This window comes from Pseudomonas sp. JH-2, from assembly GCF_036231725.1.
Taxonomy (GTDB): Bacteria; Pseudomonadota; Gammaproteobacteria; order Pseudomonadales; family Pseudomonadaceae; genus Pseudomonas; species Pseudomonas delhiensis.
In genome coordinates, this window is sequence record NZ_JAZAQP010000063.1 from 1 (window position 1) to 24,682 (window position 24,682).

Annotated in this window: 28 protein-coding genes and 1 tRNA gene; 19 read left to right on the forward strand and 10 right to left on the reverse strand. The window is 67.2% G+C overall.

The features are described from left to right. A partial coding sequence (locus VV867_RS27865; protein WP_328565671.1) for a transposase occupies positions 1 to 156 on the forward strand: 156 nt, incomplete at its 5' end. A gap of 47 nt (positions 157 to 203) precedes the next feature. Here the strand turns inward: VV867_RS27865 and secB are convergent. The 3 genes from secB to VV867_RS27880 are packed head-to-tail and all read right to left on the reverse strand — an operon-like array spanning position 204 to position 1,407. Further along, positions 204 to 689, reverse strand: coding sequence for a protein-export chaperone SecB (gene secB, locus VV867_RS27870; RefSeq protein WP_089394544.1), 486 nt, complete (start codon positions 687 to 689; stop codon positions 204 to 206). A gap of 39 nt (positions 690 to 728) precedes the next feature. Then, entirely contained in the window at positions 729 to 983 is a 255-nt protein-coding gene (gene grxC, locus VV867_RS27875) for a glutaredoxin 3 (protein WP_089394543.1), read from the reverse strand. 1 nt (position 984) lies between these two features. Beyond that, positions 985 to 1,407, reverse strand: coding sequence for a rhodanese-like domain-containing protein (locus VV867_RS27880; protein ID WP_058070782.1), 423 nt, complete (start codon positions 1,405 to 1,407; stop codon positions 985 to 987). Between the two features lie 145 nt (positions 1,408 to 1,552). Between VV867_RS27880 and gpmI the strand changes: the two genes are divergently transcribed. The 4 genes from gpmI to VV867_RS27900 all read left to right on the forward strand — a co-directional run bounded on the left by gpmI (position 1,553) and on the right by VV867_RS27900 (position 6,587). Continuing rightward, positions 1,553 to 3,088: a 2,3-bisphosphoglycerate-independent phosphoglycerate mutase gene (gene gpmI, locus VV867_RS27885; RefSeq protein WP_275628337.1), complete on the forward strand. Its 1,536-nt coding sequence runs from the start codon at positions 1,553 to 1,555 to the stop codon at positions 3,086 to 3,088. Between the two features lie 115 nt (positions 3,089 to 3,203). Continuing rightward, entirely contained in the window at positions 3,204 to 4,493 is a 1,290-nt protein-coding gene (locus tag VV867_RS27890) for a murein hydrolase activator EnvC family protein (protein WP_328568135.1), read from the forward strand. A gap of 27 nt (positions 4,494 to 4,520) precedes the next feature. After that, a complete protein-coding gene (locus VV867_RS27895; RefSeq protein ID WP_328568136.1) occupies positions 4,521 to 5,825 on the forward strand; it encodes a S41 family peptidase in 1,305 nt (434 codons plus the stop codon). Between the two features lie 3 nt (positions 5,826 to 5,828). Next, positions 5,829 to 6,587, forward strand: coding sequence for a divergent polysaccharide deacetylase family protein (locus VV867_RS27900; protein ID WP_328568137.1), 759 nt, complete (start codon positions 5,829 to 5,831; stop codon positions 6,585 to 6,587). Positions 6,588 to 7,152: 565 nt separating this feature from the next. Here VV867_RS27900 and VV867_RS27905 read toward each other — a convergent pair. The 7 genes from VV867_RS27905 to hisB form a co-directional block, all read right to left on the reverse strand. Next, positions 7,153 to 7,911 carry a substrate-binding periplasmic protein gene (locus VV867_RS27905; RefSeq protein WP_089394555.1) on the reverse strand — a complete coding sequence of 253 codons (759 nt, stop codon included), beginning with the start codon at positions 7,909 to 7,911 and terminating at the stop codon, positions 7,153 to 7,155. 148 nt (positions 7,912 to 8,059) lie between these two features. Next, positions 8,060 to 8,806: a substrate-binding periplasmic protein gene (locus tag VV867_RS27910; RefSeq protein WP_328568138.1), complete on the reverse strand. Its 747-nt coding sequence runs from the start codon at positions 8,804 to 8,806 to the stop codon at positions 8,060 to 8,062. Between the two features lie 203 nt (positions 8,807 to 9,009). After that, entirely contained in the window at positions 9,010 to 9,780 is a 771-nt protein-coding gene (gene hisF / locus VV867_RS27915; RefSeq protein WP_328568139.1) for an imidazole glycerol phosphate synthase subunit HisF, read from the reverse strand. 115 nt (positions 9,781 to 9,895) lie between these two features. Continuing rightward, positions 9,896 to 10,645: a 1-(5-phosphoribosyl)-5-[(5-phosphoribosylamino)methylideneamino]imidazole-4-carboxamide isomerase gene (hisA, locus tag VV867_RS27920; protein ID WP_328568140.1), complete on the reverse strand. Its 750-nt coding sequence runs from the start codon at positions 10,643 to 10,645 to the stop codon at positions 9,896 to 9,898. A 41-nt stretch (positions 10,646 to 10,686) separates the two neighbouring features. Next, the gene (locus tag VV867_RS27925) at positions 10,687 to 10,947 is read right to left on the reverse strand and encodes a DUF2164 domain-containing protein (protein ID WP_089394536.1); all 261 of its coding nucleotides are present in this window, start codon (positions 10,945 to 10,947) and stop codon (positions 10,687 to 10,689) included. Between the two features lie 3 nt (positions 10,948 to 10,950). Continuing rightward, a complete protein-coding gene (gene hisH, locus VV867_RS27930) occupies positions 10,951 to 11,589 on the reverse strand; it encodes an imidazole glycerol phosphate synthase subunit HisH (protein ID WP_109934922.1) in 639 nt (212 codons plus the stop codon). Continuing rightward, positions 11,589 to 12,182, reverse strand: coding sequence for an imidazoleglycerol-phosphate dehydratase HisB (hisB, locus tag VV867_RS27935; protein ID WP_089394534.1), 594 nt, complete (start codon positions 12,180 to 12,182; stop codon positions 11,589 to 11,591). The genes hisH and hisB overlap by 1 nt, the downstream gene beginning before the upstream one ends. A 151-nt stretch (positions 12,183 to 12,333) precedes the next feature. On the opposite strand from hisB, the gene VV867_RS27940 reads away from it, so the two are divergent. The 14 genes from VV867_RS27940 (at position 12,334) to VV867_RS28005 (ending at position 24,634) form a co-directional block, all read left to right on the forward strand. Beyond that, entirely contained in the window at positions 12,334 to 12,732 is a 399-nt protein-coding gene (locus VV867_RS27940; protein ID WP_275628332.1) for an acetyl-CoA sensor PanZ family protein, read from the forward strand. A 45-nt stretch (positions 12,733 to 12,777) separates the two neighbouring features. Next, positions 12,778 to 13,014, forward strand: coding sequence for a helix-hairpin-helix domain-containing protein (locus VV867_RS27945; protein ID WP_275628331.1), 237 nt, complete (start codon positions 12,778 to 12,780; stop codon positions 13,012 to 13,014). Further along, a complete protein-coding gene (locus tag VV867_RS27950) occupies positions 13,011 to 14,111 on the forward strand; it encodes an NAD(P)/FAD-dependent oxidoreductase (RefSeq protein ID WP_328568141.1) in 1,101 nt (366 codons plus the stop codon). The genes VV867_RS27945 and VV867_RS27950 overlap by 4 nt, the downstream gene beginning before the upstream one ends. A 62-nt stretch (positions 14,112 to 14,173) precedes the next feature. After that, positions 14,174 to 16,411, forward strand: a complete 2,238-nt coding sequence (locus VV867_RS27955) for an AsmA family protein (protein WP_328568142.1) — start codon at positions 14,174 to 14,176, stop codon at positions 16,409 to 16,411. Beyond that, positions 16,408 to 17,475: an A/G-specific adenine glycosylase gene (mutY, locus tag VV867_RS27960; protein WP_328568143.1), complete on the forward strand. Its 1,068-nt coding sequence runs from the start codon at positions 16,408 to 16,410 to the stop codon at positions 17,473 to 17,475. The genes VV867_RS27955 and mutY overlap by 4 nt, the downstream gene beginning before the upstream one ends. Next, on the forward strand, positions 17,472 to 17,744 hold the full coding sequence (locus tag VV867_RS27965; RefSeq protein WP_089394528.1) for an oxidative damage protection protein: 273 nt from the start codon (positions 17,472 to 17,474) through the stop codon (positions 17,742 to 17,744). The genes mutY and VV867_RS27965 overlap by 4 nt, the downstream gene beginning before the upstream one ends. Positions 17,745 to 17,821: 77 nt before the next feature. Beyond that, positions 17,822 to 17,897 (forward strand) — tRNA-Phe (locus VV867_RS27970). 152 nt (positions 17,898 to 18,049) lie between these two features. Further along, positions 18,050 to 18,205: a DUF6538 domain-containing protein gene (locus VV867_RS27975; protein ID WP_328568149.1), complete on the forward strand. Its 156-nt coding sequence runs from the start codon at positions 18,050 to 18,052 to the stop codon at positions 18,203 to 18,205. 86 nt (positions 18,206 to 18,291) lie between these two features. Beyond that, positions 18,292 to 18,645, forward strand: a complete 354-nt coding sequence (locus tag VV867_RS27980; RefSeq protein ID WP_109934917.1) for a YkgJ family cysteine cluster protein — start codon at positions 18,292 to 18,294, stop codon at positions 18,643 to 18,645. A gap of 404 nt (positions 18,646 to 19,049) precedes the next feature. After that, positions 19,050 to 21,359, forward strand: a complete 2,310-nt coding sequence (locus VV867_RS27985; protein ID WP_371921158.1) for an LTA synthase family protein — start codon at positions 19,050 to 19,052, stop codon at positions 21,357 to 21,359. 295 nt (positions 21,360 to 21,654) lie between these two features. Beyond that, the gene (locus tag VV867_RS27990; protein WP_089390913.1) at positions 21,655 to 22,428 is read left to right on the forward strand and encodes an ABC transporter ATP-binding protein; all 774 of its coding nucleotides are present in this window, start codon (positions 21,655 to 21,657) and stop codon (positions 22,426 to 22,428) included. A 14-nt stretch (positions 22,429 to 22,442) separates the two neighbouring features. Next, the gene (locus VV867_RS27995) at positions 22,443 to 23,195 is read left to right on the forward strand and encodes an ABC transporter substrate-binding protein (protein WP_058488106.1); all 753 of its coding nucleotides are present in this window, start codon (positions 22,443 to 22,445) and stop codon (positions 23,193 to 23,195) included. A 54-nt stretch (positions 23,196 to 23,249) separates the two neighbouring features. Beyond that, complete coding sequence (locus VV867_RS28000; protein WP_069863078.1) at positions 23,250 to 23,945, forward strand: ABC transporter permease; 696 nt, start codon at positions 23,250 to 23,252, stop codon at positions 23,943 to 23,945. Continuing rightward, on the forward strand, positions 23,942 to 24,634 hold the full coding sequence (locus VV867_RS28005; protein WP_328568144.1) for an ABC transporter permease: 693 nt from the start codon (positions 23,942 to 23,944) through the stop codon (positions 24,632 to 24,634). Before VV867_RS28000 ends, VV867_RS28005 begins: the two co-directional genes overlap by 4 nt. Positions 24,635 to 24,682: the final 48 nt, after the last annotated feature.

The window sequence follows — 24,682 nt, forward strand, 5'->3', positions numbered from 1 at the left end:
GGCATCCTGGCCAGCGCTCGCTTCCCCATGCACACCAGCCTGCTGGAAGGGGTAAACAACCGCATCAAGGTGATCAAACGAATGGCCTATGGTTTCCGGGACTCGGACTACTTCTTCCTGAAAATCAAGGCCGCCTTCCCCGGGAAAGCGCGATGAACCAAAGAAAAGGCGCCCGTGGGCGCCTTTCTTCGCTACGACGGACCTTACTGGACCGAAGGAATCTCGCCGGAGGCCTGCAGGCGGGCGATTTCCTGGGCGTACAGGGCGTCGAAGTTCACCGGCGAGAGCATCAGCGCCGGGAACGAGCCGCGTACCACCAGGCTGTCCAGGGCTTCGCGGGCGTAGGGGAAGAGGATGTTCGGGCAGAAGGCGCCCAGGGTGTGGCTCATGCTGGAAGCGTCCAGGCCCTTGATCAGGAAGATGCCAGCCTGCTGCACTTCGACGATGAAGGCCACGTCTTCCTTGTTCTTCACGGTCACCGAAACGGTCAGCACCACTTCGTAGAAGTCGCCGTCGAGCTGCTTCTGGCGGGTGTTCAGGTCCATGCTGATCGCCGGCTGCCATTCCTGGCGGAAGATTTCCGGAGCCTTGGGCGCCTCGAAGGACAGGTCGCGGATGTAGATGCGCTGCAGGGAGAACTGCGGGCCGTTTTCTTGCTCGTTGGCGCCGTTGCTAGCTTGCTCAGTCATTTCAGGACCTTCTTGTGGCTCGTTTGCAGTAATAGGGGATCACGCCGACAGCAGCGCATCCAGCTTGCCCGCGCGTTCCAGCGCGTAGAGATCGTCGCAGCCGCCAACGTGGGTGCTGCCGATCCAGATTTGCGGTACCGAGGTACGGCCGGCCTTGCGGCTCATTTCGGCGCGCAGGTCGGGCTTGCCGTCCACGCCGATTTCCTCGTAGGCCACGCCCTTGCTGTCCAGCAGCGCCTTGGCGCGGATACAGTAGGGGCACCAGGCCGTGGTGTATATCAGAACCGCCTGCATCTCACTTCACCAGGGGCAGGTTGTCGCCGCGCCAGCTGCCGATGCCGCCGCCCAGCTTGGCCACGTTGTAGCCGGCCTTCTTCAGCACGCCGCACCAGGTGCCCGAGTGCTGGCCCATGGCGTCGACCACGATGATGGTCTTGGCCTTGTGCTTGTCCAGCTCGCTCATGCGGCTGTTCAGCTTGTCGGCCGGAATGTTCAGCGAGCCGGAGATGTGGCCGCCGGAGAACTCCTTGCTCGGGCGGATGTCCAGTACGACACCCTGCTCGGCATTGACCAGCGCGGTCAGCTCGCGGGTCGACAGCGCGCGGCCGGCCTTGTTCAGCTCGTGCAGCGCGAGCAGGACCAGGAGCACCACCAGGGCGCCGACCAGCAGGTAGTGATGGGTGGCGAATTCGATCAGACGGGGAAGGAACGACGACATGGCGCAAGGCATCCACAGGTAAAAATGCCGGCCAGTATACACGCGCCCTCCTGACGGCTGAACCCTGCCAATCATGGCGCCCGTCGCCCCCAGACGGTAAAATGCCGATCCTTTTCTGACCCCCGTTTTGGAAAGAGCCGCACCTATGACTGCATCGCCCAAACCCTTGGTCCTGATCATCCTGGACGGCTTCGGCCATAGCGACAGCCCCGAGTACAACGCCATCTTCGCCGCGAAGAAGCCGAACCTCGACCGCCTGCTGGCCACCCAGCCGCACGGCCTGATCTCCGGTTCGGGCATGGACGTGGGCCTGCCGGACGGGCAGATGGGCAACTCCGAGGTCGGCCACATGAACCTCGGCGCCGGGCGCGTCGTCTACCAGGACTTCACCCGCGTGACCAAGGCCATCCGCGATGGCGAGTTCTTCGACAACCCGGTGCTGACCGGCGCGGTGGACAAGGCCGTGGGCGCCGGCAAGGCCGTGCACATCCTCGGCCTGCTTTCCGACGGCGGCGTGCACAGCCACCAGGACCACCTGGTCGCCATGGCCGAACTGGCCGCCCAGCGCGGCGCGCAGAAGATCTACCTGCACGCCTTCCTCGACGGCCGCGACACCCCGCCGCGCAGCGCCGAGCCGTCGCTGAAACTGGTCGACGAAGCCTTCGCCCGCATCGGCAGGGGCCGCACCGCCAGCATCATCGGCCGCTACTTCGCCATGGACCGCGACAACCGCTGGGACCGCGTCGAAGCCGCCTACAACCTGATCACCGAAGGCGCGGCCGAATTCACCGCCGACAACGCCGTGGCCGCGCTCAACGCCGCCTACGCGCGCGGCGAGAGCGACGAGTTCGTCAAGGCCACCCGCATCGGCGAGCAGGTGCGCGTGGAAGACGGCGACGCCGTGGTGTTCATGAACTTCCGCGCCGACCGCGCCCGCGAACTGTCGCGCGCCTTCGTCGAGCCGGGCTTCAAGGAATTCCCGCGCCGGCGCGAACTGCACCTGGCCGAGTACGTGATGCTCACCCAGTACGCAGCCAGCATTCCCGCGCCCAGCGCGTTCAAACCCGAGTCCCTGGACAACGTCCTGGGCGAATACCTGGCCAAGAACGGCAAGACCCAGCTGCGCATAGCCGAGACCGAGAAGTACGCCCACGTCACCTTCTTCTTCTCCGGCGGCCGCGAAGAGCCCTTCGAGGGCGAAGAACGCATCCTCATCCCCTCGCCGAAGGTCGCCACCTACGACCTGCAGCCGGAGATGAGCGCGCCGGAAGTCACCGACAGGATCGTCGAGGCCATCGAGAACCAGCGCTACGACGTCATCGTGGTCAACTACGCCAACGGCGACATGGTCGGCCACACCGGCGTGTTCGAGGCCGCGGTCAAGGCCGTGGAGTGCCTGGACACCTGCGTCGGGCGCATCGCCGCGGCGCTGGACAAGGTCGGCGGCGAAGCCCTGATCACCGCCGACCACGGCAACGTCGAGCAGATGGAAGACGAGAGCACCGGCCAGGCGCACACCGCGCACACCTGCGAGCCGGTGCCCTTCATCTATGTCGGCAAGCGCAAGCTGCGCATCCGCGAAGGCGGCGTGCTGGCCGACGTGGCGCCGACCATGCTGACGCTGATGGGCCTGCCGGTACCGGCCGAGATGACCGGCACCTCCATCGTCACCCTGGAGTGACTCGCCGCAGGGAGCGGGCGACGTGACGCTTTTCACTCGCCGCTCGCGCCTTGCAGCTTGTAACGATTTTTTTATGCATACTAGGCCGACCCCGCCCTCAGGTGCCCGCCACTCCATGCATCGCGCCCTCGCCTCCCTGCTGCTGATCTGCCTGCTGAGCCCGCTGGCGGCCGTCGCCGACGATCGTGCCGAGACGCAGAAGCAGATCGAGCAGACGCAGAAAGACATCTCCGAGCTGAAGAAGACCCTCAGCGGCATCCAGGAAGAGAAATCCGGGGTGCAGAAGCAGCTCAAGTCCACCGAGACCCAGATGGGCGACCTGGAGAAGCAGGTCAAGGCGCTGCAGGAGGAGCTGGAGAAGAGCGAAAAGGAGCTGCAGCGCCTGGACGAGGAGAAAAAAAAACTCCAGGGCGCGCGCCTTGAGCAACAAAGGCTGATCGGCATCCAGGCCCGCGCCGCGTACCAGAGCGGCCGCGAGGAATACCTCAAGCTGCTGCTGAACCAGGAACACCCCGAGAAGTTCAGCCGCACCCTCACCTACTACGACTACATCAACCGCGCGCGCCTGGAACAGCTCAACGCCTTCAACGAGACCCTGCGCCAGCTGGAGAACGTCGAGCGCGACATCACCACCCAGAAGAGCCAGCAACTGGCCCAGCAGCAGGACCTCGAGTCCCGCCGCCAGGAATTGGCCGAGGCGCGCAAGCAGCGCCAGGAAGCCCTGGCCAAGCTCAACAGCGACTACAGCGACAGCAACCGCAAGCTCCAGGACCGCCAGCAGGCCCAGGCGGAACTGAACAGGGTGCTCAAGACCATCGAGGAAACCCTGGCCCGCCAGGCCCGCGAAGCCGAGGAAGCGCGCCAGCGCGCCCTGGCCGCCGAACGCGAGCGGGCCCGCCGCGAACGCGAGATGGCCAGCAGCGCTGGCAGCGACAAGCCCGCCAAGCCCCGCGCGGACTACAGCGGCCCGCTGGTGTCCAGCGGCACCGGCTTCGGCGGCGCCTTCGACGCCACCCGCGGCAAACTGCCCTGGCCGGTCAACGGCCGCATCCTGGCGCGCTTCGGCAGCCCGCGTGGCGACGACCCGCGCGCCACCTGGGACGGCGTGCTGATCGGCGCCAGCGCCGGCAGCACGGTACGCGCCGTGCATGGTGGGAGGGTGGTGTTCGCCGACTGGCTGCGCGGCGCGGGGCTACTGGTTATCCTCGACCACGGTGGTGGATACCTGAGCCTTTATGGTCATAATCAGAGTCTTCTGAAAGGCGCCGGGGATACGGTCAAGGCCGGTGATCCCATCGCCACTGTCGGCACCAGCGGCGGGCAGGACACTCCGGCGGTGTATTTCGCCATTCGTCATCAGGGCCGCCCGACGGACCCCACTACCTGGTGCCGCACGCAAGGATAAGCAGCGGACACGCCTTAGGAGCCAAACATGTCGCATCGCTTCCGTCTCATCATCCTGGCCCTGCTGCTCGGTATCGGGGCGGCCCAGGCCGCCGAGACACCGCCCGCCGCGCCCGCTGCGGCCAGCGGCAAGGAGGCGCCGCTGCCGCTGGACGAACTGCGTACCTTCGCCGAGGTCCTGGACCGGGTGAAGGCCGCCTACGTCGAGCCGGTGGACGACAAGACCCTGCTGGAGAACGCCATCAAGGGCATGCTCAGCAACCTCGACCCGCACTCGGCCTACCTGGACCCGGAAGAGTTCGCCGAGCTGCAGGAAAGCACCAGCGGCGAATTCGGCGGCCTGGGCATCGAGGTGGGCACCGAGGACGGCTTCATCAAGGTGGTGTCGCCGATCGACGACACCCCGGCGGCCGCGGCAGGCATCCAGCCCGGCGACCTGATCGTGCAGATCGACGGCAAGCCGACCAAGGGCCAGTCGATGAACGAGGCGGTGGACAGCATGCGCGGCAAGCCCGGCTCGTCCATCACCCTGACCATAGTGCGCGGCGGCGGCAGGCCGTTCGACGTCAGCCTCAAGCGCGCCATCATCAAGGTCAAGAGCGTCAAGACCCAGCTGCTGGAGCCGAACTACGGCTACCTGCGCATCACCCAGTTCCAGGTCAACACCGGCGACGAGGTGGTCAAGGCCCTGGCGCAGCTGAAGAAGGACAACAAGGGCAAGCTCAAGGGCCTGGTCCTGGACCTGCGCAACAACCCCGGCGGCGTGCTGCAGTCCGCGGTGGAAGTGGCCGACGCCTTCCTCACCAAGGGCCTGATCGTCTACACCAAGGGCCGCATCGCCAACTCCGAGCTGCGCTTCTCCGCCGACCCGGCCGACCCCAGCGAGGGCGTGCAACTGGTGGTGCTGATCAACGGCGGCACCGCCTCGGCCGCGGAGATCGTCTCCGGCGCCCTGCAGGACCAGAAACGCGCCATCCTCATGGGCACCGACAGCTTCGGCAAGGGCTCGGTGCAGACCGTGCTGCCGCTGAACAACGACCGCGCCCTGAAGTTGACCACCGCGCTCTACTACACCCCCAACGGGCGCTCCATCCAGGCCCAGGGCATAGTCCCGGACATCGAGGTGGAACGCGCCAAGGTGACCCGCGAGCAGAGCGACTTCGAAGGCTTCAAGGAAGCCGACCTGCAGGGCCACCTGGCCAACGGCAACGGCGGCAAGGACCGTCCGACGCAGTCGGGCAAGGCGCCGGCGGCCGCCCCGCAGGACAGCGACTTCCAGCTGAGCCAGGCCCTCAGCCTGCTGAAGGGGCTCAGCGTCAGCCGCGGCAACTGACCGGTGCGCCGGGCACGGCTGCTGTTCGGCCTGTGCCTGGCCGCCCTGCTCGGCCAGGCGCAAGCCAGGCCCCTGCTGAGCGTGGTGATCGACGACCTCGGGCAGAACCTGGCGCGCGACCGCCAGGTGTTCGAACTGCCCGCGGCGGTGGCCCTGGCGATCATGCCGGACACCCCGCACGCCGCCGAACTGGCCCGCGAAGCCCACCAGCGCGGGCGCACCCTGATCCTGCACCTGCCGATGGACCCGGCCGGCGGCCCCTACGCCTGGAGCCCGGACCTGCCACAGGCGGAACTCGCCCGGCGCCTGGACGCGGCACTGGCCGCGGTGCCCTTCGTGCAGGGCGTGAACAACCACGAAGGCAGCCGCATGACCGCCGACCGCGCCGGCATGGACCTGCTCATGGGCACCCTGCAGGAACGCCACCTGTTCTTCCTCGACAGCCGCACCAGCGCCGCCACGGTGGCCGCCGCCGAGGCCCAGAAGCGCGGCCTGGCCAGCCTGTCCCGCGACGTCTTCCTCGACGACCAGGCGGATGAGGAAAGCATCGCCCACCAGTTGCAGACCGGCGTGGCCCTGGCGCGCAAGCAGGGCTCGGCGCTGCTGATCGGCCACCCGCGCCCGGCCACCCTGCGGGTGCTGCTGCGCGAACTGCCGAAGCTGAAGGCCGCCGGCATCGAACTGGTGAAGCCCGACCTGCTGATCGCCGAACGCGGCAACCGCGCCATGGCGGCCCACGGCAAGGACGGCGTCTACCGCTGAGCCCCCCGCTCCGACCGCACCTCAGCGCTTTTCGTAGGATGGGTTGAGCGAAGCGATACCCATCGTCGCGCCCGGCTTTGCCGACAGAATCGCGGACGGAGTCTCCTACGTCCGTGCTCGACCGTAGGGCGAATAACCGTTCGCGGTTATCCGCCGTTGGCCGGAACGCCGGTGCCTGACGGCCGCGGCGGATAACGCCGTAGGCGTTATGCGCCCTACGAATTGGAAAGAGGCGGCGTAGCCTGCAAGACAGTTGCTCCTACGTTGCAGGAGGGCCTGGCTTTTCGTAGGAGCGAGCTTGCTCGCGAACAAACGCGGTGCCATGCGGTTCGCGAGCAAGCTCGCTCCTACGAAGAGCACCCTGGTGTGGCCTGTAAGACAGTTGCTTACGTCGCGCCCACCCCTGTAGGAGCGCGCCCTGCGCGCGATCGCGGGCAGGGCCCGCTCCTACAATCGTGCATCCTCAGAACCCTACGGCGGATAACCGAGAACGGTTATCCGCCCTACAGATGCATGGCGGGCGTAGGAGCGGACTCCATCCGCGATCCGGCCGACAGGCCGTGACTCAGAGGTAGTTGTTGGTGACCTCGTCCACGTACCCCTCGGCGCGCATCTGGTCCAGGGCCTTCTGCAGGCGCTCGACCACCTCGTCCGGGGTGTCCTTGTTCAGCGCCAGGTACAGCTGCGCCTCGTTGAAGCGCAGCACCGTCTGCAGGCCGGTCACGCCCTCCTGCTTGGCCAGGTAGCGGCCCACCGGGTCGGTGGTGGCCCAGAGGTCGATCTGCCCGCTCATCAGCTTCTTCACGTTCTCCTGGTCGCGCAGGGCATTGACCACCGGGATGCCCTGGCTCTCCAGGGCCTGGCTGACGGCGTCGTTCTTGTAGGCGCCGAGCTTGTACTTGCCGGCTTCCTTGACGTCCTTCAGCGTCGTGATCTTGCTGCCCGGCGGCGCCAGCACCACCCAGCCGGTCTTCGCCAGCGGGCCGACCCACTTGAACAGCGGCACCCGCTCGGGGGTGTAGGTGGTGGAGAACAGGCCGTAGCCGGCGCGGTCCAGGGTCAGCTTGTACAGCCGGTCCCAGGGGAAGCGCAGGCTCAGGGTGTAGCCGATGCCGGCGCGCTTGAACATCTCGCGGACGATGTCCGCGCTGATGCCGTCGATGCCTTCGTCGCGGGCGAAGTTCTTGTCGTCCACCGCCATGTTGAACGGCGGGAAGTTCTCCGTCAGCAGCACCACCTTGTAGTCGGCGGGCAATTCGGCGCGGGCCGTGGCGGCCCCCAGCAGCAGGCCGATGAACAGCCCGCAGGTCTTGAGTTTCAGCATGGTCATACCGCTCGCTTGGTTATCGTTATGGCTAGCGGCATCCCTGCATCGCGGACGCGATTCCCGTCCCGTACACCATCCCTGGCACAGCTCCGGCCGTGGCCGGCAACGCATCGCGGCGCCGCCCCCCTCGGGCGGCGCCGGCGAATCACAGGTAGCTGTTCAGTACATCGTCGACGAAGCCTTCGGCGCGCATCTTGTCCAGCGCGGCCTGCAGCTTCTGCACCACTTCGTCGGGGGTTTCCCTGTTCAGCGCCAGGAACAGCTGGTCGCTGTTGAAGCGCAGCACCGTCTTCAGGCCGCTGACGCCGACCTGCTTGGCCAGGTAGCGCCCGGCCGGGTCACCGCTGGCCCAGAGGTCGATCTCGCCCTTCTGCAGCTTGCCGGCGTTCTCCTGGTCGCGCAGCACCAGCACCGGCTCGAAGCCGTGCTCGGCGAGGTACTCGGCCATGGCGTCGCCCTTGTAGGCGCCCACCTTGTATTTCTTCGCCTCGTCCAGGCTCTTCAGGGCGATGGGGCTGTCGCCGCGGGCCAGCAGCACCCAGTCGTCCGGGCCGATGGGGCCGACCCACTTGAAGGCGTTTTCCCGCTCCGGCAGCCGCGCGGTGACGAAGACGCCGTAATCCGGCTTCTCCAGCGCCAGCTTGTAGATGCGCTCCCAGGGGAAGCGCAGGGTCATGCTGTACTTGATGCCGGCGCGCTTGTACATCTCCCGGACGATGTCCACGGCGATGCCGTCGATGTTGTCTTCCTGGGCGAAATTCTTGCCGTTGATGGCCATGTTGTAGGGCGGGAAGTTCTCCGTTAGCAGGACCATGCTGTAGTCCGGGGAGATTTCCGCATGCGCTGTGCCGGCCAATAGCAGGGTACTGGCCAGCAGGAGGCGTTTCAGCATCGAGAAGCATTCCTGGTCGAAAACGAAGGCACAGAGCTTACCGCAAGTTTGCCATCATTCGGCCTTGCATCTTTCGGACCGCATCACGCCTTCCGGAAGCCGCGGCGGAGCGCTCTGCCACGGGGCCTGCGGCCGGCCATGAAAAAGGCCCGGGCCGTCGCGGGACGGGCCGGGCCTGCACATCGGGCGTGCGCCGCGCCGCTTCAGCGCACCACGATGCCGCGGCTGGCCAGGTAGGCCTTGGCCTCCGGCACGCTGTATTCGCCGAAGTGGAAGATGCTCGCCGCCAGCACCGCGTCGGCCTTGCCTTCGAGGATGCCGGCGGCCAGGTGCTCGAGGTTGCCGACGCCGCCGGAGGCGATCACCGGCACGTTCACCGCCTCGCTGATGGCGCGGGTCACGCCCAGGTCATAGCCGCTCTTCACGCCGTCCTGGTCCATGCTGGTCAGGAGGATCTCGCCGGCGCCCAGGCCTTCCATCTTTTTCGCCCACTCCACCGCGTCCAGCCCGGTGGGCTTGCGTCCGCCATGGGTGAAGATCTCCCAACGCAGGGGCTCGCCCGGCGCCGAGACCCTCTTGGCGTCGATGGCGACCACGATGCACTGCGAGCCGAAGCGCGCGGCGGCCTCGCCGACGAACTCCGGGGTGAACACCGCGGCGGTGTTGATCGAGACCTTGTCCGCGCCGGCGTTGAGCAGGTTGCGGATGTCCTGCACGGTGCGCACGCCGCCACCGACGGTCAGCGGGATGAACACCTGGCTGGCCATGCGCTCGACGGTGTGCAGCGTGGTGTCGCGGCCATCGACGCTGGCAGTGATGTCGAGGAAGGTGATCTCGTCGGCGCCCTGCTCGTCGTAGCGCCGGGCGATCTCCACCGGGTCGCCGGCGTCGCGGATGTTCTCGAACTTGACGCCCTTGACCACGCGGCCGTTGTCCACGTCGAGGCAGGGGATGATGCGTTTTGCCAATGTCATAGCTTTCTCCGAAAGCGGCTTCAGGCTTCAGGCTTCAGGCTTCAGGCTTCAGGCTTCAGGCTTCAGGCTTCAGGCGAACAGCGTACCCAAACCAGGCCAAGCTCTTACCTGCAGCCTACAGCCTGCCGCCTACCGCCGCCTTATCGCATAGCGCCTGCGCCTCGGCGACGTCCAGGGTGCCCTCGTAGATCGCCCGGCCGGTGATGGCGCCGATGATGCCCGGGGTGCGCGCGTCCAGCAGCTTCTGGATGTCGCCCAGGTTGTGGATGCCGCCGGAGGCGATCACCGGGATGCGCGTGGCGTTGGCCAGGGCGGCGGTGGCTTCGACGTTGCAGCCCTGCATCATGCCATCCTTGGAAATGTCGGTGTAGACGATGGCGGACACGCCATCGGCCTCGAAGCGCCTGGCCAGGTCGATGACCTGCACTTCGCTGACCTCGGCCCAGCCATCGGTGGCGACGAAGCCGTCCTTCGCGTCCAGGCCGACGATCACCTTGCCGGGGAAGGCGCGGCAGGCCTCGCCGACGAATTCCGGCTGCTTGACCGCCTTGGTGCCGATGATCACGTAGCTGACGCCGGCGCGCACGTAGTGCTCGATGGTTTCCAGCGAACGGATGCCGCCGCCGATCTGGATCGGCAGGTTCGGGTAGCGCCTGGCGATGGCGGTGACCACCTCGCCGTTGACCGGCTTGCCCTCGAAGGCGCCGTTGAGGTCCACCAGGTGCAGGCGGCGGCAGCCACCTTCGACCCATTTGGCGGCCATGGCCACCGGGTCGTCGGAGAAGACGGTGGCGTCTTCCATCAGGCCCTGGCGCAGGCGCACGCAGGCGCCGTCCTTCAGATCGATTGCGGGGATGATCAGCATCGGTTGAACCTGCTCGAATCCAAGTCGTGAATAGGGTCGGGTCAGCTCTTCTCGAGCGCCCACAAGTCGCTTTCGATGCTTTCGAACCTGTCCTTCAGGTGCGCTTGCACATCGAGAATCGCCTTGTTGTAGAACAGCGGGCCGAACTCGCGCATGAAGAAGTCCAGCGCTTCCTCGGCCTCGAAGGAGCCGACGTCCAGCTCGAAACGCTCCTCGAGGAAGCGCTGGATGGCCCGCGCCGCGCTCTGGCGCTGGGCGCCATCGAGCTGGAGGATCGCCGGCTTGTCCTTCTGGCGCGCCATGGCCTACCAGCGGCCGTCCCAGGCGGCGAAGTTCTGCAGCAACTGCAGGCCGTGGGTGTGGCTCTTTTCCGGGTGGAACTGCACGGCGAAGCGCGGGCCCTCGGCCAGCGCGGCGGCGAAGTCGCGGCCATAGTGGCCGCGGCCGGCGACCTGGCGCGGGTTGCCCGCCTCGATGTAGTAGCTGTGCACGAAGTAGAAGCGCGCCTCGTCGGGGATCTCGTGCCACAGCGGGTGGTCGAGGGTCTGCTTGACCTGGTTCCAGCCCATGTGCGGCACCTTCAGGTGCTCGCCGTCCTCGTACAGGTCCTTGCCGAAGAAGCGCACCTGGCCGGGGAACAGGCCGATGCAGTCGACGCCGCCGTTCTCCTCGCTGTGCTCCAGCAGCGCCTGCATGCCGACGCAGATGCCGAGGAAGGGGCGGTCCTGGCTGACTTCACGCACCAGCGCGTCGAAGCCCAGGCGCCTGATCTCGGCCATGCAGTCGCGGATGGCGCCCACGCCGGGGAACACCACGCGGTCGGCCTCGCGGATCACCGCGGCGTCGCTGGTCACCAGCACGCGGCCGGCGCCCACGCGCTCCAGCGCCTTGGACACCGAGTGCAGGTTGCCCATGCCGTAGTCGATGACGGCGACCGTCTGCATTACAGGCACCCCTTGGTCGACGGCATCTGCCCGGCCATGCGCTCGTCCAGCTCGATGGCCATGCGCAGGGCGCGGCCGAAGGCCTTGAACACCGTCTCGATCTGGTGGTGGGTGTTGTGCCCGCGCAGGTTGTCGATGTGCAGGGTCACCTGGGCGTGGTTGACGAAGCCCTGGAAGAACTCCATGAACAGATCGACGTCGAAGCCGCCGACGCTGGCGCGGGTGAAGGGCACGTGCATCTGCAGGCCGGGGCGGCCGGAGAAGTCGATGACCACGCGCGACAGCGCCTCGTCCAGCGGCACGTAGGCATGGCCGTAGCGGCGGATGCCCTTCTTGTCGCCGATGGCCTTGGCGAAGGCCTGGCCGAGGGTGATGCCGATGTCTTCGACGCTGTGGTGGTCGTCGATGTGCAGGTCGCCCTTGCACTCGATGTCCAGGTCGATCAGGCCATGGCGGGCGATCTGGTCCATCATGTGCTCGAGGAAGGGCACCCCGGTATCGAAACGGGCCTTGCCCGTGCCATCCAGGTCGATGGACACCTTGATCTGGGTTTCCAGGGTGTCGCGCGCGACGGTTGCCTTGCGTTCGGCCATCACCAGCTCCACAGCTAACACTGCACTTAATTATAAGAGGGCCCGCATTATAGGCGCGGCGGGCCGCGCAGGGCTACGGGCGACGGTCGGCGGCGCTGGCCGCGGGCCACCGCTTGTCCGTAAACTGCGCGTCCCCGCCGAGGATGCCGCCATGCCCGTGATCGTCGAACACCTTGCCCAGCCCTCCGCCCAGGACCGCCAGGACCTGGCCAGGCTCTACGCCGAGGCGCCGGCCTGGCTGCTCGCGCCCTTCGCCGATGGCGAGGCCCTGGTGGACGCCGCGCTGGCCGCCGGCACGCTGCTGACCGGGCGCTTCAACGACCGCCTGCTGGGCGCCGCCTGGCTACGCCGCGACGCCGACGCCTGGCGCCTCTCGCGCCTGTGCGTGCGCCGCGTCACCCGCGGCCGCGGCGTGGCCCGGCGGCTGCTGGAAGAAGCCCAGCGCCAGGCCGTGCTCGCCGGCTGCCCGCTGCACCTGCAGGCCCCGGCCGGACAGGCGGAGGCCGCGGAACTGGCCGGGCACCTGGGCCTGGCCCTGGAATGGACCTGAGCTGCTAGCCTGGGACGGACTGCGCAACCACGAGGTACGAGGCACATGCCTTTCGAAGAACGCGAACGCGCGGCCCTGCTCGCCCTCAAGGGCGTCGGCCCGACGGTCCTGCAACGCCTGGAACAGATGGGCCTGGACAGCTTCGGCAAGCTGCGCGAAAGCGATGCGCAGAGCATCCTCGGCGCCGGCGCCGCGCTGACCGGCAGCAGTTGCTGGAAGAACAGCCCGCAGGCCCGCGCAGCCATCGCCGCAGTGCTGCAACGGGCCACCGAGGACGCATGAACGACATCGACATCCTGGTCATAGGCGCCGGCGCGGTCGGCCTGGCCTGCGCCGCGCGCCTGGCCGCCGCCGGACGCAGCGTGCTGATCGTCGAAACCGAACGGCTGATCGGCAGCCACACCTCCAGCCGCAACTCCGAGGTCATCCACGCCGGCCTCTACTACCCGCCCGGCTCGCTCAAGGCCGAACTCTGCCTGGAAGGCCGCGAGCGCCTGTACGCCTGGTGCGCCAGCCACGACGTGCCGCACAGCCGCATCGGCAAGCTGCTGGTGGCCGTGGAAGACGCCGAACTGGGCAAGCTGGAAGCCCTCGCCGCCAATGCCGAAGCCAGCGGCGTACATGACCTGCAGCCGCTGGATGCCGCCCAGCTGCACGCGCTGGAGCCGGCGGTGCGTGGCGTGGCCGCCCTGCTCTCGCCGAGCACCGGGATCATCGACAGCCACGTCTACATGCTGTCGCTGCAGCACGCCGCGGAAAACCGCGGCGCGCAGCTGGTGCTGGACACCCGCATCGACAGCCTGCGCCGCGCCGCCGATGGCTGGATCGCCGAGGGCGTCAGCGTCGGCGAACCCTTCAGCATCCAGGCCGCACAGGTGGTCAACGCCGGCGGCCTGTTCGCCCAGCAACTGGCCGCGCGCACCGAAGGCCTGCAAGGCGTTCCGCCGCTGCACCTGTGCCAGGGCCGCTACTTCACCTACGGCGGCTGCTCGCCGTTCAGCCACCTGATCTACCCGATGCCCGAGGCCAACACCGCCGGCCTGGGCGTGCACGCCACCCTCGACCTCGGCGGCCAGCTGCGCTTCGGCCCGGACGTGCGTTACCTGGAAACCATCGACTATCTGGTCGACGAAGCGCTGCGCGAGCCCTTCGCCCAGGCCATCCGCCGCTACTTCCCGGGCTTGGACGCCGAACGTCTGCAGGCCGGCTACGCTGGGATTCGTCCTAAACTGAGCGGCGCCGGGGAACCCGCTTCCGACTTCGTCATCCAAACCGCCGTGGACCACGGCCTGCCGGGCCTGGTCAACCTGTTCGGGATCGAGTCGCCGGGGCTCACCGCCAGCCTGGCCATCGCCGAACGCGTCGCCGCCGCCTGCTGAAGCGGGCGGGCGCATTGATATACTCCCGCCAATTCACCCGCCGCCAGAACAAGGACCCGTCCATGAAAGCGTTCGGCAAGATCCTGGGCATAGCCGTCCTCGCCCTGCTGCTACTGGTAGTCGCCGCCGGCTTCATCCTCACCCACTTCTTCGACCCCAACGACTACAAGGACGAGATCCGCCAGCTCGCCCGCGACAAGGCCAACCTCGAGCTGGACCTGCGCGGCGACATCGGCTGGAGCCTGTTCCCCTGGCTCGGCCTGGAACTGCACGACACCAGCGTGGCCAGCGTGCGCAGCCCGGACAAGCCGTTCGCCGACCTGCAGCTGCTGGGCCTGTCGGTGCGGGTGCTGCCGCTGCTGCGCCGCGAGGTGCAGATGAGCGACATCCGCGTGCAGGGCCTGACCCTGACACTGAACCGCGACAAGGCCGGCAAGGGCAACTGGGAAGACATCGGCAAGCCGGCCCAACCCGCTGGCGCCACTCCCGCCACGCCGGCCGGCCAGGCCAGCGCGCCCGCCGAAGCGCCCAAGGCACCGGCCGAAACCGCGTCCACGTCGATGAAGCTGGACATCGACAGCCTCAACGTCAGCGGCGCGCGCATCGACTACAGCGACGAGCAGAGCGGCAAGCAGTACACCGTCGAAGGCCTGGACCTGAACACCGGCGCCATCCGCGAAGGCAGCAGCATCCCCTTCAAGCTCAACGCCTACCTGGGCACCAACCAGCCGGTGACCCGCGCCAAGACCGAGCTGACCGGCAACCTGCGCTTCGACCGCGCGCTCAAGCGCTACCAGCTGGAAGACGCCAAGCTCTCCGGCGAGCTGGCCGGCGACCAGCTGCAGGGCCGCACCGCGACCTTCTCCGCCCAGGGCCAGCTGCTGCTCGACCAGGCCGCGCAGGTCGCCGAGTGGAACGGCCTGAAGCTGTCGGTCAACCAGCTGCGCGCCCTTGGCGAGCTGAAGGCGCGCAACCTCGACAAGGACCCGCAGTTCACCGGCGGCCTGTCCATCGCCCCGTTCAACCTGCGCGAATTCCTCGAAGGCCTCGGCCAGAAACTGCCGGAGATGGCCGACGGCAACACCCTGACCAGGCTGGAGCTGGCCGCGCGCCTGGACGGCAGCCGCAACAGCGTCAACCTCAGCGACATCCAGCTCAAGCTCGACGACAGCAGCTTCAGCGGCAGCCTGGGCCTGGCGGACATCGCCAGGCAGGCCGTGCGCGCCCAGCTCAGCGGCGACAGGCTGAACCTCGACCGCTACCTGCCGGCCAAGGCCGCCAAAGGCGCCGAGGCGGCCAGCGCCAGCCGCAAGGCGGAAGTCGACGCCACCGTCGCCAGCGCCACCGGCAAGGGCGACAGCCCACTGCCCAACGCCCCGACCCAGCAGGCCTGGAGCGACGCGCCGCTGCTGCCGCTGGCCAAGCTGCGCACGCTGGACCTGAACCTCGACATGAACCTCGGCCAGCTCACCCTGGACAAGCTGCCGATCGAGAACGCCGTGCTCAAGCTGCGCGGGCAGAACGGCCAGTTCAACCTCGACGACATGCGCGGCGAACTCTACGACGGCCGCTTCAACGCCAAGGCCAGCCTCGACGTGCGCCAGGACGTGGCGCTGCTGGCGGCGCAGAAGCACATCGAAGGCGTGCCGGTGGAGAAACTCCTCGAAGCCCAGGGCCAGAAGCCGCCGGTCACCGGCCTGCTGAACCTGGACGCGGACATCACCACCCAGGGCAACAGCCAGAAGGCCTGGATCGACAACCTGAACGGCAAGGCCAACTTCAAGCTGAGCAAGGGCGTGCTGCTCAACGCCAACCTGGAAGAGCAGCTATGCCGCGGCATCGCCACCCTCAACCGGAAGAGCCTGAGCGCCGAGCACGGCGGCAAGGACACCCCCTTCCGCGAGCTCAACGGCAGCCTGACCTTCCACAACGGCGTGGCCAGCAACCCCGACCTGCGCGTCGCGGTGCCCGGCCTGACGGTGAAGGGCGACGGCGACCTGGACCTGCGCGTGCTGGGCATGGACTACCGCGTCGGCGTGATCATCGAAGGCGACAAGAGCGACATGCCCGACCCGGCCTGCGAAGTGAACAAGCGCTATGTCGGCATCGCATGGCCGCTGCGCTGCCGCGGCCCGCTGGAACTCGGCGCCAAGGCCTGCCGCCTGGACCAGGAAGGCATCGGCCGCATCGCCGGGCAACTGGCCGGGCAGCGCCTGAACGAGAAACTCGAAGAGAAATTCGGCGACAAGGTCAGCCCCGACCTGAAGGACGCCCTGAAGAACCTGCTGAAGAAGAAATGACCCCCGAACGCTTCAATACCGCGGTCCTCGACTGGTACGACCGCCACGGCCGCCACGACCTGCCCTGGCAGCGCGACATCAACCCCTACCGGGTGTGGGTGTCGGAAATCATGCTGCAGCAGACCCAGGTGAGCACCGTGCTGGGCTACTTCGACCGCTTCATGGCGGCGCTGCCCACGGTCGCCGACCTGGCCGCAGCGCCCGAGGACGAAGTCCTGCACCTGTGGACCGGGCTGGGCTACTACACCCGCGCGCGCAACCTGCAGAAGACCGCGAAGCTGGTGATGGAGCGCCACGGCGGCGAATTCCCCCGCGACCTCGAGCAGCTCACCGAGCTGCCCGGCATAGGCCGCTCCACCGCCGGGGCCATCGCCAGCATCTCCATGGGCCTGCGCGCGCCCATCCTCGACGGCAACGTCAAGCGCGTGCTGGCCCGCTACCTGGCCTGCGACGGCTACCCGGGCGAGCCCAAGGTGGCGAAGCAGCTGTGGGAAGCGGCGGAGCGCTTCACCCCGCATACGCGGGTCAACCACTACACCCAGGCGATGATGGACCTGGGCGCCACCCTCTGCACCCGCAGCAAGCCCAGCTGCCTGCTGTGCCCGTTGCGCGAGGGCTGCCGCGCCCACCTGCTCGGCCGCGAAAGCGCCTACCCGGTGCCCAAGCCGCGCAAGGAGCTGCCGCAGCGGCGCACGCTGATGCCGATCCTGGCCAACCGCGAAGGCGCCATCCTGCTCTACCGCCGCCCGTCCACGGGCCTGTGGGGCGGCCTGTGGAGCTTCCCGGAACTGGACGACCTCGCCCAGCTCGACCCGCTCGCCGCGCAGCACGCCCTGCGCCTGGGGCAGCGTCATGCGCTGCCCGGCCTGACCCACACCTTCAGCCACTTCCAGCTGGCCATCGAGCCCTGGCTGGTGCGCGTGGAGGACGCAGCCGGCGGCGTGGCCGAGGGCGACTGGCTCTGGTATAACCTCGCCACGCCGCCGCGGCTCGGTCTCGCGGCCCCGGTCAAGAAGCTGCTCAAACGGGCAGCCGACGCGTTGAATGCAGGAGAGATGACATGAGCCGAATGGTGATGTGCCGCAAGTACAAAGAAGAGCTGCCCGGCCTCGATCGCCCGCCCTACCCCGGCGCCAAGGGCCAGGACATCTACGAGCACGTGTCGCGCAAGGCCTGGGACGAGTGGCAGAAGCACCAGACCATGCTGATCAACGAGCGCCGGCTGAACATGATGAACGCCGAGGACCGCAAGTTCCTCCAGGCCGAGATGGACAAGTTCCTCTCCGGCGAGGAATACGCCCAGGCCGAGGGCTACGTCCCGCCGAGCGCGTAAGTTTCGGTATTAACTGAAAATTTTTTCGCGGCACGCTTGACACCCCAAACGAAAACCCTTTTAATGCGCGCCACGTTGCCCAGGTAGCTCAGTTGGTAGAGCAGGGGATTGAAAATCCCCGTGTCGGCGGTTCGATTCCGTCCCTGGGCACCAAGACACCTAAGCCCCTGATCTCGAAAGAGATCAGGGGTTTTGTCTTTCTGAGGCACGGCTAAGGCCCACCCGACTGGTACACAAGGTGGGTACACATGGCCGACTCCAGCCGCATGATCGGCGGATCACCCCGATACCGCGCGCGATCCTTCATGGCACAGCCCTTCAAGCATCCCCAGAGCGGAGTTTTCTATCTCCGACGCCGCGTTCCCGATGAGCTCCGCCCCATCCCTGGACACGAATACAAACGCTCGCTGAAAACCCGCGCCCCGCCGCAGCGAAGGCACGCTTCGCAGCAGAGCAGGTGATGGCAAGGCTGAGTGTTCCCCGCGGATGTGGTGATGAACCGCGTAGTCATGGATGTACAATCCGCGCGCCAAATCAGGAAGCGAAAATGAACAGTGTTAGCCGCAGGATCGATCAGTTGCGTCGGAAAATCCCTGGCTTTGAATGCAAGCCTGGCTGCCACGATTGCTGCGGACCGGTCACTGCGTCTTCGGAAGAGATGGCCCGATTACCCGTCAAGAGTGAGGCCGAGCACGATACAGCCTTGGCGGAGTGGAGCTGCGTCCACCTTGGCGTCAATGGTTGCGAGGCGTATGAGCAGCGCCCACTTATCTGCAGGCTATTTGGGACCACGCCTAGCATGCCATGCCCGGAGGGAAGGGGGCCCGAGACACCTACTGATGAATCGGTGGTTCGCCAAGTCAACCAATTGATCGCCAGCACTCGGCAGGTTCTGGTTTAGGCTGCTGAGAAATGAAAAGCCCCGTGGGTGCGGCAGGGCTTGGCTCGCAGGAGGAATCAAGTCTTTACGGTTCGGCTTGAAGGTCCAACAGCAAGGTTTCGTTCTTCTTCGGGAAAGCCAGCATTGGCACGACCCGCAGGTAATCATTCGATTCCGTCCCTGGGCACCAAGCTTCCGAAAGGCCCCTGAGTTCGCCAGAACCAGGGGCTTTTTGCATTCCCCGCCCCTTCAGCCGATCACCGCCGCCCCTGCACCGCTGGTCGCCCGCCCGGCGAATACTCCCCGGGTTACGTTGTCTACTGGCGCGTAGCAGAACGTTTTTTCAGAATGATGACATTCCGGATGATTTCCGCCCGATGGATGGGATACTTTCAGGTCCCCCGATGCCTGAAAAGGGAGTGCTCGTGCATCCTCTAAAGCGCTGGTGGCAACAACGCGGCAACCTCGCGACGCTTGCCATCCTGTTCCTGGTGATCCCGCTGGCCAGCCGCCATGCCTTTGGCTGGGGCAACCTCTACGGCTACCTGTCCGACCTGGCCATCGGCAGCTTGCTGGTCCTGCTGCTGCACCGCCTGCGCCTGTTCCTCGCGCTGCCGGTGATGCTGCTGTGGGCGCTGATGACGATCGGCAACGCCGAGCTGGTCAGCGCCGTGGGCCGCATGCCCGATCCCAGCGACCTGCACTTCCTCGCCGACCCGACCTTCGTCGGCAACTCCACCCAGGGCGGCGGTATCGCCCACCCGTGGCTGGCCGGCGCGCTGCTGGGCGCCATCGCGCTCTGCGCGCTGCTCTGGCGGCGCCGCGAGCAGCGCCTGTCGCGTCTGGCCTATAGCCTGCCGGTGGTCCTGCTGGGCGCCCACTTCGGCCTGCAGTACGTGATCCCCAACGACGTCGACGTGTGGAAGCAGTTCAACCTGCCGCACCGCCTGCTGGCCGGCGGCGCCAGCCAGGGCGAGCTGGCGGTCGAGGACTGGCTGGCCGGCGACCAGGGCGACACCCCGCCCGACGTCACCGGGCTGACCCAGCTCGACCTGTCCGGCACCCCGCTGCTGGCCGGCCCGGGCACGGCGAAGAACGTGCTGATCATCACCATGGAAGGCATCCCCGGGGCCTACGTGGCGACCAACCGCGCCGCCCTGAGCAGCAGCTACGAAGAATCCATGATGCCCAAGCTCAGCGCCTGGGCCGAACGCTCGATGACCACCCCGGACTACGTGGTGCACAGCCACCAGACCATCCGCGGCCTGTACGCGCTGCTGTGCGGTGACTACAGCAAGCTGGACAACGGCACGCCCAAGGGCGTCGAGTTGCTGTCCAACCCCGGCCGCGCCGCCGAGTGCCTGCCGGCGCAGCTGCGCCAGCACGGCTTCAGCACCCACTTCCTGCAGGGCGCCGGGCTGCGCTTCATGGCCAAGGACAAGGTGATGCCGGCCATGGGCTTCGACAAGACCCTCGGCCGCGACTGGTTCAAGAAGAAGCCCTACCTGGAGTTCGCCTGGGGCATGGACGACAAGGCCTTCTTCGAGGGCGCGCTGGACTACGTCGGCCAGCTGCGCAAGGACAAGAAGCCGTGGATGCTCACCCTGCTGACCGTCGGCACCCACCAGCCGTACTCGGCCACCCCGGAATACCTGGCCAGGTACCCCACCCCGCGCCAGGCCGCGGTGGGCTACCTGGACGACGCCGTCGACGCCTTCCTCGCCGGGCTGGAGAAGCAGGGCGTGCTCAAGGACACCCTGGTGATCGTCACCTCCGACGAATCCCATGGCATCGACAACGTGCGCCTGGCCTCCTCCTGGGGCCTGAACCTGGTGCTGGCGCCCGAGCAGGCGGCCCTGCCGCCGGTGAAGAGCGGCGTCTACGGCCACGTCGACATGGACGCCTCGGTCCTCGACTACTTCGGCTTCACCCCGCCGAAGGACGTTTCCGGGCGCTCGCTGTTCCGCGAATACAGTAACGGCCGCGAGATGGTCTCCTTCACCAACGGCATGCTGCGCTTCCACGACGGCAAGCAGACCTTCACCGAATGCGACTTCCAGCAGGTCTGCCGGCGCTACAAGAGCGATGGCTTCATCGCCGACAGCGCCCAGTTCGTCGGGCGCTTCAGCGGCCGCGACGCCCGCCTGGTCGCCGCCCGCGCCGGCATCCTCGACCACTCGGTGACCGGCAGCGGCCCGGGCGGCGAATACCAGTTCGCCACCCAGGAGAAGATCCGCATCAAGCCGCAGGTCACCAACGAGTACACCGACAACCTGATCGGCGCCCAGTACCTGGAGTTCCCGGCCGACAGCCACACCACCGTGAACCTGAAGATCCGCGCGCTGCAGATGGACAAGGCCGGCGCCAAGGTGCAGCTGAAGACCCGCGAGTTCGAGCGCCCGGTGGACCTGGCGATCCCCGAGTTCCCGCTGCTGACCCGCGACAAGCCGCTGCAGGTGACCTTCGGCTTCGACAACGAGCGCGCGCGCAAGGCCTTCTCCTTCCACCTGCTGGCCGAAGGCAAGGGCATCATCGAGATCACCGATTTCCACGTGCAGACGCAGCCGCGCAAATCGGCCATCGACGCCAGCGAGCATCCCACCCGGGTCGCCGGCGGCAGCGTACTGCCAGGCCCGCGCATCGGCGGCCGTCCGGCGCTGATGGCCGGCCAGCTCGACCAGCTCGACGAAGAGAGCCGCGACAACAGCGGCGGCGAGCAGCAGATCACCCAGTGACCTTCCCGGGCCCCGACCAATGTCGGGGCCCGCGGTCTTTTCCCCCGCCGGCGAAGCTGGCACTATCGCGCCCCTCGTTCCGCCAGCCCCCCTCGCCAAGCCTCCGGCACCCCGGTGTTCAGCCCAGGCGACAAGGCACTGCGGCAATGCGACAAGATGCCACTATCCAGGCCCGGCGCGGCCCCCGAACGCTTGGCGCCCCCCGGGTCGCGTGATAGCTTGCGTTCGCCAGGAAGGCCCTACCCCCTGCCGCGGCGCGCCGCGAAGCATCCGAACAACAATAGAGGAGCCCCCAATGGCCGAGGCCATACCCGCGCTGGAAATCCGTAACCTGCACAAGCGTTACGGCGACCTGGAAGTGCTCAAGGGCATTTCCCTGACCGCCCGCGAAGGCGACGTGATCTCCATTCTCGGCTCCTCGGGTTCCGGCAAGTCGACCTTCCTGCGCTGCATCAACCTGCTGGAAAACCCGCACCAGGGCCAGATCATCGTCGCCGGCGAAGAGCTCAAGCTGAAGAAGGCCAAGGACGGGGCGCTGGTCGCCGCCGACAACCGCCAGATCAACCGCCTGCGCAGCGAACTGGGCTTCGTCTTCCAGAACTTCAACCTCTGGCCGCACATGAGCATCCTCGACAACATCATCGAGGCGCCGCGCCGCGTGCTGGGCAAGAGCCGCGCCGAAGCCATCGAGATCGCCGAGGCCCTGCTGGCCAAGGTCGGCATCGCCGACAAGCGCCACGCCTTCCCCGCGCAGCTCTCCGGCGGCCAGCAGCAGCGTGCGGCCATTGCCCGCACCCTGGCCATGCAGCCCAAGGTGATACTGTTCGACGAGCCCACCTCGGCCCTGGACCCGGAGATGGTCCAGGAAGTGCTCAACGTGATCCGCGCGCTGGCCGAGGAAGGCCGCACCATGCTGCTGGTCACCCACGAGATGAATTTCGCCCGCCAGGTTTCCAGCGAGGTGGTGTTCCTCCACCAGGGCCTGGTCGAGGAACAGGGTTCCCCCGAGCAGGTCTTCGGGAACCCGCAGTCCGCGCGCTGCAAGCAGTTCATGTCCAGCCACCGCTAACGGAGCAACTTTGCATGAAGAACTATAAGAAGATCCTTCTGGCCGCTGCCGCCACCCTGGCTTTCGGCGCCCACGCGGTCGCCGCCGAGAAGCTGCGCATCGGCACCGAAGGCGCCTACCCGCCCTTCAACGGCATCGACGCCAGCGGCCAGGTGGTCGGCTTCGACCTCGACGTCGGCAAGGCCCTGTGCGCCAAGATGAAGGTCGAGTGCGAGGTGGTCACCTCCGACTGGGACGGCATCATCCCGGCGCTGAACGCCAAGAAGTTCGACTTCATCGTCGCCTCCATGTCGATCACCGACGAGCGCAAGCAGGCGGTGGACTTCACCAACCCCTACTACACCAACAAGCTGCAGTTCGTGGCGCCCAGGTCGGTGGACTTCAAGACCGACAAGGGCTACCTGAAGGGCAAGGTGATCGGTGCCCAGCGCGCGACCATCGCCGGCACCTGGCTTGAGGACAACATGTCCGACACCGTCACCATCAAGCTCTACGACACCCAGGAAAACGCCTACCTGGACCTGTCCTCGGGCCGCCTGGACGGCGTGCTGGCCGACAAGTTCGTGCAGTACGACTGGCTCAAGAGCGACGCCGGCAAGGACTTCGAGTTCAAGGGCGAGCCGGTGTTCGACAACGACAAGATCGGCATCGCCGTGCGCAAGGGCGACCCGCTGCGTGACAAGCTGAACGCCGCCCTGAAGGAAATCGTCGACGACGGCACCTACAAGAAGATCAACGACAAGTACTTCCCCTTCAGCATCTACTGATGCCAGTCCGGTGCGCCCTGTAACCCAGGGCGCGCCCCTTCAGGCGTGATCCCCATGATTTTCGACCTGCACGGTTTCGGCCCGCAGCTGGCGGCCGGCACCCTGATGACGCTCAAGCTGTCCCTGGCCGCGGTCTGCCTCGGCCTGATCCTCGGGCTGCTCGGCGCCATCGCCAAGACCTCGAAGAATGCCTTGCTGCGCATGCTCGGCGGCGCCTACACCACCCTGGTGCGCGGCGTGCCGGAAACCCTCTGGGTGCTGATGATCTACTTCGGCACCGTGGCCGGGCTGAACGCCCTGGGCGACCTGTTCGGCAAGCCCGACCTGGCCCTGAGCCCCTTCGCCGCCGGCACCTGCGCCCTGGGCCTGTGCTTCGGCGCCTACGCCACCGAAGTCTTCCGTGGCGCCCTGCTGGCGGTGCCCAAGGGCCACCGCGAGGCCGGCCAGGCGCTGGGCCTGTCCGCCCCGCGGATCTTCTGGCGCATCGTCCTGCCGCAGGTGTGGCGCGTGGCCCTGCCGGGCCTGGGCAACCTGTACCTGATCCTGCTCAAGGACACCGCCCTGGTCTCGCTGATCACCCTCGACGAGATCATGCGCAAGGCCCAGGTCGCCTCCAACGCGACCAAGGAGCCCTTCACCTTCTACATGACCGCCGCGCTGATCTACCTGGGCCTGACCGTCTTCGTCATGGCCGCCCTGCACTTCCTGGAGCGCCGCGCCGGCCGTGGCTTCGTGAGGAACGAGCTATGAACGACATGGAGCTGATCCTCAAGTGGCTGCCGAAGATGCTCCAGGGCGCCGGGCTGACCCTCGAGCTGCTGGCCTTCGCCGTGGTCGCCGGCCTGGCCCTGGCCTTGCCGCTGGGCATCGCCCGCGCCTCGCGGCACTGGTACGTGCGCGCGCTGCCCTACAGCTACATCTTCTTCTTCCGCGGCACCCCGCTGCTGCTGCAGCTGTTCATCGTCTACTACGGCCTGGCGCAGTTCGAGTCGGTGCGCCAGGGGCCGATGTGGCCGTACCTGCGCGATCCCTACTGGTGCGCGCTGCTGACCATGACCCTGCACACCGCGGCCTACATCGCCGAGATCCTCCGCGGCGCCATCCACGCCATCCCGGTGGGTGAAGTGGAAGCGGCGCGGGCCCTGGGCATGTCGCGCCGGCAGGCGCTGCTGCACATCATCCTGCCGCGCGCCGCGCGCATCGCCCTGCCGGCCTACAGCAACGAGGTGATCCTCATGCTCAAGGCCAGCGCCGTGGTCTATACCGTGACCCTGTTCGACATCATGGGCATGACCCGCACCATCATCGCCCGCACCTACGAGGCCATGCTGTTCTTCTGCCTCGCCGGGGTGTTCTACCTGGTCATCACCCTGGTCCTCACCCGCCTGTTCCGCCTCGCCGAGCGCTGGCTGCGGGTGGACTCCATGCAGGGGCGCTGACCGGCGCTTCCCGGATGTGGCGGGGCCGCTATAATCGCCGCCCCGCCA